Origin of the sequence: Enterococcus infantis, from assembly GCF_049166715.1 — a bacterium.
In the GTDB taxonomy this organism is placed as follows: domain Bacteria; phylum Bacillota; class Bacilli; order Lactobacillales; family Enterococcaceae; genus Enterococcus_C; species Enterococcus_C leclercqii.
The window spans coordinates 142,494-155,267 of sequence record NZ_JBMHFB010000003.1; the positions used below are offsets into that span (position 1 = coordinate 142,494).

Genomic DNA, 12,774 nt, shown 5'->3' on the forward strand with positions numbered 1-12,774 from the left:
TTTTTTTTCGGCTGATTTTCGATACACTCGTGTTGAAAAAATCACTCGAGGAGGAAGTAAGATGACAAAGGTACAAGATTTTTTGGAAGACCACAAAGAGGAGCTGACAAGTTATACAACAGCTATTACCAGAGCCCATGGTGCCCACCATCCAGAAGTTTTTGAGGTTAAAAAGCTGTACGATGAATTGGAAGTGCTGAGAAAGTCTAGTGAGCCGGCAGCTTTGCAACCAATTTTTGAAAAATTACGGCAAGTAACCAAAAACTACGAAATACCAGCAGATGTTTGCCCAACATTTAAGGCGACGTATGACTGGTTGGCCCAAGCCGACTACTTGTCACAGGAGTGAGCACTCAATGTTAGGTTGTGCCACCTGAAAAAAAGACCAAACTCTTTTCTTTTTTTTAAAATGTGCTATGATGAAGCCGTACCAAAATAACTGGATATAGAACACGATCACAAAGGGGAGCCGTTAGCGGCTGAGAATGAGTGAACTCTAAACCCTCTGTACCTGTCTCGATAATGCGAGCGTAGGAATTGTGACGAGTTGGAAGTAGATATTACTTCTCCTTTGTAGATTGTGACTGTTCTGTAATCTATGAAGGAGAGGTTTTTTTATGAACAAAAATTTGCGTGTGTGGGTGGAAGGAACGATTATCGCAGCGATGGCTATGGTGTTGTCGTTTATTCCCCTCGATTTCGGGCCCAGCTTGAGTATCTCGTTGGGGCAAATCCCAATCACCGTCTATGCCTTGAGACGGGGCTGGAAGCCGGGGCTTTTTGCAGCAGCAATCTGGGGACTGCTGCATTTTCCGGTAGGGAAGGTCTATTATTTGGCAGTCAGTCAAGTGTTGATCGAGTATCCGATTGCTTTTGCTTTTGCCGGGTTTGCCGGAGTGACAGCAGTCAAGTTGCATCAGGCTATCCAAGCGGGAAATGACAAGCAGGCGCGGATTGCAGTAATTCAAGGCACATTTGCCGGCGCGGCAGCTCGCTACTTCTGGCATTTTGTTGCGGGCGTGATGTTCTGGGGTGCTTATGCCCAGTGGGGGATGTCACCAGTCCTTTATTCGTTGGTGATGAATGGCGCAAGCGGATTGTTAACAGCTGCAGCCACGATGGTAGCTGTATTATTGATTTACCAAATGGCGCCACAACTGTTTCTGCCCAAAGATGCCCGGCTGCAGCAACCGGTAAAATAATCAAGGCGACCTACAACTGAATAAAATAAAAAAATGTTTTCTCGCGTCAAGAGAAAACATTTTTTATTTCGACAAAAACAGGAAATCTTTGTCTTCGTATGCCACCAGCCACTGCCGTTTTTCTTGACTGTAGATCAAGTAGGCCACTAGCAACTCGTCTTTACCTAAAGGATTTTCCTTGCGCAAACCACCGTCTTCCACGAGATAGATGGGAATCTTGTAGTCCCGACCTTCCAAGCGGGAAGATTGAAAGCAGAAAATCACACCCTCTTGAAAAAGAGGTTTCAATTCTCGCAAAAGGGTGACGTCCAGTTTGTCTACCGGAGTTGATTTGCGGAAAAAAGACTTGCGATCGTTGATTTTTTCCAGCACTAGGCGCGTCAATTTGTCAGCTAAGATTCGATAATATTCATCCAAGTAACGATAATAGACACGAGAAAGGTCATCCTTCAGATCAAAATAAACGAAATTGTTTTGCAGTTTGTAAAAAAATGGCGAGTGCAGATGGGTCTTCGTGTGACCGAAGTACAACAATTCACTGATTTCCAACGGAGTCAGTTCCTTAATCATGGCACTGTCGTTGAAGTCAATCCATTTGATGTCTTCGCTGATGCGGTTACGGGCGATCTCGTCAAAATATTGTTTGACGGATTCATTGCCGCGTAAAACTTTCATACCGGTGTGAGCTTCAAACTCGCCATAGTCGGAGGATGGGTCCAAAAGCAATAGATTTTTGGGTTGGTGAACGATGCCATGGTAGAACTCCACAGGACTGATTCCCCGTGACAAAGCAGCGTTGCTGGTAGTATCAATATGTACATAGACCATTTTTGCCATGGCAGAACCCCCCTCTTTTCCCCGATACTACTATCATACAACAAAGCCTGATTTTATGGTGTTTCGTTTACTTTAAAGTTTTATTACAGAACGTGCCGATTTTTGTGATTTGCTGCCACCATTTGTAATGAATAATGAAATTTTCACATTATTTTATCAAGTGTGCCCTCCTTTTTCAAGCAAGCGGTGGCGGACACATTGGCCACTTTGACCAAAATTGATGATTAACCCAACTGGACCAATCTGTGGTAAAATCAATTTAGAAAATGAAGATGGGGACGAGGCTGATGGCAACGAAGAAAAAAAAGCACCGGGTTCGCAATGGACTTATTAATCTGTTCTTGCTGCTGTTGTTGGTGGCGGGCTTGGTTTTGGTGTTTAACAATCAGATTAAAAACTTTTTGATGGATCGCAACACTGAAAAATTTGCTGTCTCGAAGCTTTCAAGAGAAGAGATCGTAGCCAATGAAGAGAAGCCGGCTACCTTTGACTTTGATGCGGTGGTTCCGGCCAGTTCGGAGGCTGTTTTCAAAGCGCAATGGCAAAATCGTGAGTCGCCGGTCATCGGCGGAGTGGCATTGCCCGCTGTTGGAATTAATTTGCCAATTTTTAAAGGGTTATCCAATGAAGCGCTGCTGTGGGGAGCCGGGACCATGTTTGAAGAGCAGGTGATGGGGCAGGGAAATTATTCTTTGGCGAGTCATCGAGCGTATGATAAAGGGTATCTGTTTGAACCGTTGGATCAGACTAAGATTGGAGATCCGATTTATCTGACGGATCTGGAAAATATCTATACGTATAAGGCGACATTGAATATCAAAGTAGTGCCGACTGATACGCAATATATCGATGAGGTTCCGGGGAAAAAATTGATTACATTGATCACCTGTGACGCGATTGGCGGTAAAAATCGGATTGTCGTTCAAGGTGAGCTGCAGTCAGTAACGCCGATAAAAGAGGCTTCTACTGAACTCAAGTCCGCTTTTGGGATTGAAGCGAAACATTATTAAAACTGAAAAAATCGTCGCCAGTCTGCCGCAGTGATAGCTCGGATAGACTGACGGCGGTTTTCTGTATTTAACTATAATGGTTTGTGAGGTTTAATCGAAATTAACTCAATAATCTAAAGAGATAAGCACAAATTTTTGTTATTCCTTAACATTCCATAACTGAACATTCGTCTGCCTTTAATTATTTCGGTAACTCCGGTATAATTAAGGTCAGTATTAGTCAAAAAGGCTTGCAGGTTTTGCTGCTGCCGATTTATCGAGAATCGGGGAAATGAAGAAAACTAAAAATTGTCTAAATGCCGTCTGTTTTTAGAGCTTAGAAGTACGGAGAACAGCCGCTAAGGACCTGTTGACTATGGCCGCTTCAGCACATTCAATAAAGGGAGGGGAATGGGCGTATGAGTCATCATAATACTTCCGATCTGATCGAGGCCTATCTGAAGAAAATTCTGGAAGATAGTGAGATAATTGAAATTAGAAGGACGGAAATGGCGGAATTGTTTAATTGCGTACCGTCTCAGATTAACTATGTCATCAACACCCGCTTTACCATTCAACGGGGCTATGCAGTTGCCAGCAAACGAGGTGGCGGCGGTTATATCCGAATTGAAAAGGTAAAGATTTCCGACAAGCATCGCTTTCTTGAGCAAGTGGATGAGCTGTTTGCCGATCGCTTAACGGAAAAAGATGCATTGGCGATTGTTCAAAAATTATATGAAGAAAAGTTATTGACCAAAAACGAAGGCAATCTTTTGCTGGCGACGATGGCAAAAACAACATTGGCTGTCTATCCGGATGCCAACAGAATCCGGGCGAGTCTGATGCATGCCTTGTTGGAACGGCTGAGCTATGAGAAGTAGTGTCTGATTGTTTCAGGAAAAGGGTACGACGAATAAGGGGGACGCTTCACTTTTGATGAAGCGGGATAGGAAGTGATTGTATGAACGAATTGTTCACAGAACGAGCCAAAGCAGTATTGGCTATCGCACAAGAAGAAGCAAAAACCTTCAAACACCAGTCAGTGGGATCAGAACATCTGCTGTTGGCATTGATGATTGAACAAAACGGAATTGCCGGTAAAACATTGCGGGAAATGAGCATTACGGAAAACGATATTCGAGAAGAGATTGAACATCTGACCGGTTATGGCACCGTGAAAAGTTATCCGGCAGGCGTCTATCTGCCATACTCACCACGGGCCAAGCAAATCTTTGCTTATGCCGGTGATGAAGCCAAGCGTCTGGGTGCTCCGCAAATCGGCACCGAACACCTGCTTTTGGGCCTGTTGCGAGATGATGAAATCCTAGCTTCTCGTATCATGATCAATTTGGGTATGAGTTTGGCTAAAATGCGTCAACTATTGAAGAAAAAAATGGGTCTCAATGAACCGAAGACCGGCAACAATAACGGCATGGGTCGGCGGCGACAAAACGCTGCACCGCAACAAGGTCAGCAAGCACAACGGCAGTCTGGTACCCAACAAGGGACACCGACATTGGATAATCTGGCCCGTGACTTGACGAAATTGGCCCGTGAAGACCGGTTAGATCCAGTAGTCGGCCGGACGAAGGAAGTCAAACGCCTGATTCAGATTCTAAGTCGCCGGACCAAGAACAATCCGGTCCTTGTGGGGGAACCTGGTGTAGGTAAAACTGCCATTGCAGAAGGCTTGGCACAGCGAATCGTCAATGGCGAGGTTCCAGAAGACATGCTGGAAAAACGTTTGATGATGTTGGACATGGGAGCATTGGTGGCCGGCACCAAGTATCGTGGGGAGTTTGAAGACCGCATGAAAAAAGTCATTGACGAAATTTACAACGACGGTCAAATCATCCTCTTCATCGATGAACTGCATACCCTGATTGGCGCTGGTGGCGCAGAAGGAGCGATTGATGCGTCTAACATTTTGAAACCAGCACTGGCTCGTGGGGAACTGCAGACCATTGGTGCGACGACATTGGATGAATACCAAAAATATATTGAAAAGGATTCAGCATTGGAACGCCGCTTTGCCCGGGTGCAAGTAGACGAACCAACGGCTGAAGAAGCCATCGAAATCTTGCGGGGATTGCGCCCACGTTACGAAGATCATCACGGTGTGGAAATCACGGACGATGCATTAAGTGCAGCAGTCCAGCTGTCTGTACGCTATATCAATTCCCGTCAGCTGCCGGATAAAGCCATCGACTTGATGGATGAATCAGCTGCAAAAGTTCGCTTGGATCGAGCCGATGAGCCCACCGAACTGGCGCGCCTACGAGAAGAAATTGCGCAACTGATGCATGAAAAAGAAACTGCGATTCAAGATCAAGATTTTGAGCTGGCAGCCCGACTGCGGCAAAAAGAGAAGAAGCTGAGCCAACGCCTGGCGGAAGTTGCAATCACTGAAACCAAAGAAGCAACCGGTTATGCTAATCAGGTAACCGCAGAAGATGTTGCAACGGTGGTTTCCCAATGGACTGGGGTGCCGCTGCAACAAATGGAGAAAAAAGAATCCGAACGTCTGCTGGAATTGGAGAGTCTCTTGCATCAGCGGGTGGTTGGACAGGATGAAGCAGTGACTGCTGTAGCCCGAGCCATCCGCCGTGCCCGCAGTGGATTGAAAGATCCAGACCGTCCGATTGGTTCCTTTATGTTCTTAGGACCAACTGGGGTTGGGAAGACAGAGTTGGCTAAGACATTGGCTGAAGCAATGTTTGGTTCTGAAGATGCTTTGATTCGCGTGGACATGTCCGAGTTCATGGAAAAATACAGCACCAGCCGTTTGATCGGTTCACCTCCGGGTTACGTAGGGTATGAAGAAGGCGGACAACTTACTGAAAAGATTCGCAGCAAGCCTTATTCGGTTATCCTGCTTGATGAAGTGGAAAAAGCCCATCCGGATGTCTTCAATATCCTGTTGCAGGTACTGGATGACGGGCATTTGACGGACTCGAAAGGCCGGAAAGTCGATTTCCGCAACACAATCCTAATTATGACCTCCAATATCGGTGCCACTCAGATTCGGGAAGAAAAAAATGTCGGCTTCAACGTCACTGACATCACTAAAGACCATAATAAAATGCAAAAACGAATCTTAGAAGAGCTGAAAAAAGCCTTCCGACCAGAGTTTTTGAACCGGATCGACGAAACAGTCGTCTTCCGCTCATTGAATGAAAGTGAGATTCATGAAATCGTCAAAATCATGAGTAAAGCTATCATCAAACGTCTGGCAGAACAAGACATTCGCTTGAAAATCACTCCGGCGGCTTATGATGTCATCGGTAAAGCCGGCTTTGATCCTGAGTACGGTGCTCGGCCCATCCGCCGTGCCCTGCAAAAAGAAGTCGAAGATCGCCTGAGTGAAGCGCTGCTCAGCGGCCAAATTCATTTGGGAGATCAAGTGACCATTGGCGCTAAAAAAGGTAAAATCACTCTGAATGTCAAAGAAACCGCGCCTCAGATTCCAGAAAATGGCAACAAAGGCAAGGCATTGACAAAGGTTTAAGACTCGTGTGATAAATAGAGGCTGTCTGTCGAAAATCTTCTCGGCAGGCAGTTTTTTAATTGTGTTATACTAACAAAAAGTAATGGTACAGGAGGAATAATCATGTCTGATTTGGTCTACAAACTGATTCCGCAAGATCCTTTTTTGGAGTTGACGGAAACGCAGACAGCCCAACTCCAACAGGCAGTGGCAGAAGCGGCACCTGATGCCACCTTCACGGAAACTGAGCGGGTCCAATTTGTGGATGCGGGAGCGGAATTTCATACCATCCACTGTCCATTTTGTAACAGTGAGCTTGCGCCGATGTGGTGGCATAAGGAAATGGAGCGCATCTATGCCCGGGCGCAGGGGTTTTATGATTTATCGGTGACGACCCCTTGCTGCGAGCAAAAGACGACGTTGAATGACTTAGTCTATGACTGGCCACAAGGTTTTGCTTCCTTGGTAGTAACTACGGCTTCAGAAACGGCCGTAGCGGCTCTGCAGCAAGCAACGGAAATGATCAGCGGCACCCCGTGGCGACTGATCAAAGCCCGCTACTAAAAACTAACGAGCTTTATAAGGTTGCGATAAAGTCTGGTCATCTCGCTAATTCAAGCAAATGAAGTGGCAAGTAATGTTCCGTCAAATTATTTTGGAGTTAGGCCGACAATTACTAGTCATCACCTTTTTCGAACAGCGGGACTTTTGCGACTGCTTGCAAATTGTTTAAAAAATGGCTTCTGCTGCTGACAGCGGAAGCTTTTTTGTGCTATTTTGAGTCACGATGACTACTAGATTCAGAGAACTCCCTGACTGTTTTTTGGCTAGGAGTTGTGATACGATAGTCTGGTTGAAAAAAGCACGTTATCTAATTGTCAGCGGGATGGTGAGTCTCTGCAGACATTGACATAAAGGAGACATGAAATGATCGAGATCATTGCAACATGCGAATCATTGCGACAGGCTAAACAGCTACTCGCTGCCGGGGTGGATACGCTGGTTTTTGGTGAAGAGACTTTTGGGTTGCGGTTGCCGACGGATTTTTCCCGAGAAGAACAGGCGGCACTAACCGCGTTGATTCATCAAGCTGAAAAGACAGCGGCGGTAGCGGTGAACGGCATCATGCATCCAGAAAAAATGAAGCTGGTTCCGGAATATTTGGCATTTTTAAAAGAAATCGGTGTGGATCGAATCATTATCGGTGATCCCGGAATCGTCTATATAATGAAGAAAAATCCAGAATTGGCATTGCCCTATGTTTACGATGCAGAAACGCTGGTGACCAGTGCCCGCCAAATCAATTTCTGGGCGCAAAAAGGAGCAGTGGGGGCTGTCTTGGCCCGGGAAGTTCCCTTTGAAGAGATGAAGGAAATGGCGCCGCAATTGCAGATCCCTACGGAAGTGCTGGTCTACGGTGCAACTTGTATCCATCAATCCAAGCGGCCTCTTTTGGAAAACTATTATCGTTTTACCAAACAAGAAGAAGACGCCGACAAAAAGCGGGGCCTGTTTTTATCCGATCCACAAGATGAGAATACCCACTATTCGATCTACGAAGACAGTCATGGCACCCATATTTTTGCTACTAATGATGTTTGTCTGGTGAAAGAGACGGGGGCTTTGGCGCAGGCTGGTTTTACCACTTGGAAGCTGGATGGCATCTTTGCACCGGGAGAAAATTTCGCAGCTGCAGCGACAGTCTTCGTAAAAGCCCGCAATCTGATTGAAGCAGGAGCGTTTACAGAAACAGCAGCAGTCGATTTGCAAGCGCAACTGACAGTCTTACATCCGAAAAAGCGGGGCCTGGATACTGGGTTTTTCTATGTGGATCCTAAAAAAATCCGCTAATGCCCACAAAACTTCGCAGCATAAAAAACTGCGGGAAACTCAGGCGATCACTACAGGTAAAGGCGGCAGTTGAAATAGGGCGCCACGCTATTTGGCAGAAATTCTATGACTACTTGGTTTCACTGAAATAAAGGAGAAAAAACGATGGCAACCACTAGTACAAAAGCGTTGAAACGTCCGGAGATCTTGGCACCGGCAGGAACGTTAGAAAAATTAAAAACCGCGATTCATTACGGAGCGGATGCAGTTTATATCGGCGGAAATGCTTACGGCTTACGCAGCCGTGCCGGCAATTTCAGCTATGAACAAATGGCAGAAGGGGTCGCTTTTGCTAAAGAACATGGAGCAAAAGTTTATGTAGCTGCCAACATGGTTACCCACGAAGGCAATCAAGAAGGGGCCGGCGAATTCTTTCGGGAATTGCGGGATGTCGGCATCTCGGCGGTGATTGTGTCCGATCCCGCACTGATTGAAATTTGCGTGACAGAAGCACCGGGACTGCCCGTTCACTTATCGACGCAGGCTTCAGCCACGAACTGGCAGACATTGGAATTTTGGAAAGAAGAAGGGCTAGAACGAGTCGTCTTGGCGCGGGAAGTGTCGATGGAGGAAGTAGCTGCAATCCGGGAAAATACCGATGTTGAGATTGAAGCCTTTATCCACGGGGCTATGTGTATTTCTTATTCCGGTCGTTGTGTGTTATCCAATCATATGTCGATGCGGGACGCCAATCGTGGCGGTTGTTCCCAGTCTTGCCGTTGGAAATACGATTTGTTTGATATGCCATTTGGAACAGAAGCTCATCAGAGTTTGTTGGACCAAGGGCAAGTGACTGAACCTTTTAGCATGAGTGCAGTAGATATGTCTATGATCCAACACATTCCCGATTTAATTGAAAACGGGGTGGATAGTTTCAAGATTGAGGGACGAATGAAGTCCATCCATTACGTGTCTACCGTAGCCAATGTCTACAAAGCAGCGGTAGATAGTTATATGGAAGATCCTGAAAATTGGGTCTGCAAACAAGAATGGATCGATGAATTGTGGAAAGTAGCCCAGCGAGAGCTGTCTTCCGGCTTTTATTACGGTACTCCATCTGATGAAGATCAGTTGTTTGGTGCCCGCCGCAAGATTCCTCAGTATACATTTATCGGCGAAGTGATGGCTTATGACCCACAGACAAAAATGGCAACTGTCCGTCAGCGTAATCATTTTTCAGTGGGAGATGAGATCGAATTTTATGGTCCCGGCTTCCATCATTTCCACCAAAGCGTATCGGTCATGTACAACGAAGACGGCGAATCTATTGATCGGGCACCTAATCCTATGATGCTCCTAACCATGCCGGTAGCCCAACCAGTAGCTGTCGGTGACATGATTCGTAAAAAGAAGGAATAGTGAAAAATCTCAATACAGAAAAGTAGAACTAGATTGTCTTTCCTCAGGGGTTATAAAATAAATGATTTATAAAGGGAAAAAGCGTACAGCAATTATTGTTGTACGCTTTTTAGCTTAATTTAGATAGAAATAGTATTTTGGACAGGATCTTTTAGCAAAGACAGATTAGGTATTTGAAATAGCCTCTAAAAGAGTCTGTGTAATGAAGTTTTGATCTGAAGAAAGTATAGGAGCATAAAAATATTCGCCAAGTAACATAGATTCAAGAGTTTCTGATTTTGCTATTGCTCGAGAAAAGACTGAAATGATTTGAAGAGCTTCTTTGTCATTCGCAATTACTTGTGCACCTATTATTACGTGGCTATCAACTGTATAGAGTAGCTTAATAGTTAGGTTGAAGGTAGCTTTTTCATAAATTTTTGAGTAATAGACGAATCGTTTGGTCACGGATGACAATGGAATATTGAAAAGTAAACCTTCTTCAAAAGTAATTCCAGTACTTCCCAAATACTTTCCGAATATTTTTGACGAGATAGTTCGTTGAAAACTTGTGGTCATTTCGAGAGGATGGTTCGCAATGTGGGATACAGCGATAAGGGCAGTTCGTCGTGCAATAGAAATAAGTGGTAAATATGCATCTTCAGACCTAGGGCCAAATGGAACTTTTATCAAGTCACCAATTGCATAGATTGCGGGATCATCCGTTTGCATATAGCGATTAACTTTAACTGTGTCGTCATGATTCAACTGGATCGGATAGTTGATAAGATGAGTATTTGGGCGAGGATTCAAAGCCAAAACTGCAGCATCTGTTGTAAATGAATCGCCACCATACAATGAAATTTCCGTAGTTGCACCAGTTTTATGAGCAGATTTCATTGTTTTCTCGAAGATGAAAGTAAGATTTTTTGGTTGGCTTTTCATCAGTTCAATCGTAATATCATCATCAAAATAGCGGAATAAGGGTCGGGACATCTGTTCTACTAATGTAATTTTTTTTTCTGAAAGGTGAGCAAGACTACTTGCTAGTTCAAGGCCAATCAATCCTGCGCCGATGATGGTAATATGGTGACTATCTTTTAATTTGTGATAAGCAGTTTTCGTTTCTGTAAGGGACTTATAAGTTAAAAGCGCTGAAGTACTTGTATGAAGCATAGGTTCTGCGACTGAAAATTTTTCTGATCCCATCGCGAGTATGATGCGATCGTAGTTTAAATGATACGTTCTGTCTCGATCGCTGATTGTGATAGTCTTACTTCTCGGTTTAATCTCAGTGACAACACTGTTTAACCTTAAATCAACTCCGAGAGTCAAAAGACTTTCTGGTGAAACTGTACCTGTTAAGTCGGAAATATCAAATCGTATATCTTTTTCAAAAATAAAATTTAAGCTGCTAGGAATAAAGCCGAGGACATCACCTTTTTCCAGCAAAATAACTTCATGCGCAGGGCTGAGTTTTTTAAGCCCTTCAGCAGCTGCAAGTCCGGCATGAGATCCTCCGATAATTACAATCCTCATATAAATCTCCCTTAGTATTTGTTTAGTATCTCTCGCAAGGGTAGGGTATAATCCTTTTCAATTTCTTGCATCGAGTAGTATCTGTCAAAAGTAAAATCATGTTTTAAATTTACATCATCTGATACTAAAATATTATAGTATTTATCCATGACTGCTGCTTCTACTTTAACATACTCTTTTTGTTTATAGATTTTTTTCAAAGCGTCTACATATGCAGCTAGTAATAATGGTGATCGATTCAGAGCGACACCGATCCTAATACTAGGCAATCCGATACTAAGAATCACATCAATTAGAGTTTGGTATACCCAGGAAATGTAGATTCGTGTAGTGTTGACTAGTTTCCATTGTACTTCTCTTTCCAGATGCTCCAAAAGTATCTGGATAAGGTCTTCAAAAATATTAGTTTCATGATTTTTGACAAGGAAACTGGATGACATATAGTCTTCGATTCTTCCGTGAAAGTAGCAGGTACCAGCATGGGTTACTGAGAGTAAATATTTGTATTCGGGATCCACCCGTGAGTGAATCTCTTGTTTATTGAGACCAAAATAAGAGCACGTAATATCAAGAAATTGTTCGTTGAGATTAATAACATTTTGAACTCGAGTGGGCCACATATCTGACGATGTAGAATGAGCAATTTTACAAAGCTGTATATCTGCTGAAAAAGCAGAAGATAGAAAGATATATATATAAGCTGCGATATAATCCGATCCTAAAATTGCAGTGTGACTTTGGGATATAAGATAAGCCTCTTTTATCATTATATACAATGGATCTGTTTGGAAATCATCAATCAAGTTTAGGATAATATTTGAAATATGAACATCTTTCGAATAGTTTCCTTTGATTATTTTGCACCAAAGTAGGATTCGGTCCCGTGAGTTTTGAGTAAAGGTAATATCCATCTTTTTTTCAAGTAGGTTGACGAAGCGAAGTAACTCGGGATCACTAATTTTACTTTTAAGCTGGGATGGAGGAAGCGAGTACCAGAAAAATTGATAAAAAAAGTAAGAAAGCTGCAAATCATCTCCTTTAATCTTTCCGTTTTTGATTGTCAAATGAAACTCTTTAAGTCCTTTATTTAATTGATAAATATGTCGGTAGGTCGTAGAAGTACTTAAAGACAAAGACTCAGATAATTTTTGGATATTGAAATTTCTATTGAGATAGAGATGTACGAGGATAGAATGGTTTATCGAAGAATTAGCAAAATGATAGTAAATCTTTTCAAAATCAAGCTGATTATAGCCTTCCAAAAGAACTGAGTCTGTGTAATTGTGCACATGAATTGACATATTAAGCTGAAGAAGCTGGAATAAATCAAGTAGGCTATAGATGCTTTTTTCTAATACAAAAGTCGAAATATTTAAAGTGTTAATTAATGAGGATTTTTTTATTGAATGATTTTTTTCCGTCAATGCTGTTAACAGATCGAATTGAATCTGTGCGTCTTTATCAAAAAAATCTTTAATATTCATGTGCAAGC

Annotated in this window: 11 protein-coding genes and 1 riboswitch; of the genes, 8 read left to right on the forward strand and 3 right to left on the reverse strand. The window is 43.4% G+C overall.

Translation table 11 applies throughout. The features are described from left to right. The first annotated feature begins 61 nt into the window (after positions 1 to 61). Both ACOMA8_RS04695 and thiT read left to right on the forward strand, forming a co-directional pair. Positions 62 to 349 (forward strand): iron-sulfur cluster repair di-iron protein, ric, encoded by a 288-nt coding sequence (locus ACOMA8_RS04695; RefSeq protein WP_161900309.1) that lies wholly within the window; start codon positions 62 to 64, stop codon positions 347 to 349. A 103-nt stretch (positions 350 to 452) separates the two neighbouring features. Further along, a riboswitch (TPP riboswitch) is annotated at positions 453 to 554 on the forward strand. A gap of 63 nt (positions 555 to 617) precedes the next feature. Continuing rightward, positions 618 to 1,202 carry an energy-coupled thiamine transporter ThiT gene (gene thiT, locus ACOMA8_RS04700; RefSeq protein WP_421368907.1) on the forward strand — a complete coding sequence of 195 codons (585 nt, stop codon included), beginning with the start codon at positions 618 to 620 and terminating at the stop codon, positions 1,200 to 1,202. A 63-nt stretch (positions 1,203 to 1,265) separates the two neighbouring features. On the opposite strand, the gene ACOMA8_RS04705 is transcribed toward thiT, so the two are convergent. Further along, on the reverse strand, positions 1,266 to 2,039 hold the full coding sequence (locus ACOMA8_RS04705) for a hypothetical protein (RefSeq protein WP_161900307.1): 774 nt from the start codon (positions 2,037 to 2,039) through the stop codon (positions 1,266 to 1,268). Positions 2,040 to 2,326: 287 nt separating this feature from the next. Between ACOMA8_RS04705 and ACOMA8_RS04710 the strand changes: the two genes are divergently transcribed. The 6 genes from ACOMA8_RS04710 to ACOMA8_RS04735 all read left to right on the forward strand — a co-directional run bounded on the left by ACOMA8_RS04710 (position 2,327) and on the right by ACOMA8_RS04735 (position 9,764). Continuing rightward, positions 2,327 to 3,049 (forward strand): class A sortase, encoded by a 723-nt coding sequence (locus ACOMA8_RS04710; RefSeq protein ID WP_421368909.1) that lies wholly within the window; start codon positions 2,327 to 2,329, stop codon positions 3,047 to 3,049. Between the two features lie 398 nt (positions 3,050 to 3,447). Further along, positions 3,448 to 3,909: a CtsR family transcriptional regulator gene (locus tag ACOMA8_RS04715; protein ID WP_161900305.1), complete on the forward strand. Its 462-nt coding sequence runs from the start codon at positions 3,448 to 3,450 to the stop codon at positions 3,907 to 3,909. A gap of 80 nt (positions 3,910 to 3,989) precedes the next feature. Next, positions 3,990 to 6,536, forward strand: a complete 2,547-nt coding sequence (locus ACOMA8_RS04720; protein WP_421368911.1) for an ATP-dependent Clp protease ATP-binding subunit — start codon at positions 3,990 to 3,992, stop codon at positions 6,534 to 6,536. Between the two features lie 102 nt (positions 6,537 to 6,638). Beyond that, on the forward strand, positions 6,639 to 7,079 hold the full coding sequence (locus ACOMA8_RS04725) for a hypothetical protein (RefSeq protein ID WP_421368913.1): 441 nt from the start codon (positions 6,639 to 6,641) through the stop codon (positions 7,077 to 7,079). A 363-nt stretch (positions 7,080 to 7,442) separates the two neighbouring features. Then, the gene (locus ACOMA8_RS04730; RefSeq protein ID WP_421368915.1) at positions 7,443 to 8,366 is read left to right on the forward strand and encodes a peptidase U32 family protein; all 924 of its coding nucleotides are present in this window, start codon (positions 7,443 to 7,445) and stop codon (positions 8,364 to 8,366) included. A 144-nt stretch (positions 8,367 to 8,510) separates the two neighbouring features. Beyond that, entirely contained in the window at positions 8,511 to 9,764 is a 1,254-nt protein-coding gene (locus ACOMA8_RS04735) for a peptidase U32 family protein (protein WP_421368916.1), read from the forward strand. 165 nt (positions 9,765 to 9,929) lie between these two features. Here ACOMA8_RS04735 and ACOMA8_RS04740 read toward each other — a convergent pair whose 3' ends face one another. Both ACOMA8_RS04740 and ACOMA8_RS04745 read right to left on the reverse strand, forming a co-directional pair. After that, positions 9,930 to 11,282: an NAD(P)/FAD-dependent oxidoreductase gene (locus ACOMA8_RS04740; protein WP_421368918.1), complete on the reverse strand. Its 1,353-nt coding sequence runs from the start codon at positions 11,280 to 11,282 to the stop codon at positions 9,930 to 9,932. An 11-nt stretch (positions 11,283 to 11,293) separates the two neighbouring features. Continuing rightward, on the reverse strand, positions 11,294 to 12,766 hold the full coding sequence (locus tag ACOMA8_RS04745) for a helix-turn-helix domain-containing protein (protein WP_421368920.1): 1,473 nt from the start codon (positions 12,764 to 12,766) through the stop codon (positions 11,294 to 11,296). Between the last annotated feature and the right edge of the window lie 8 nt (positions 12,767 to 12,774).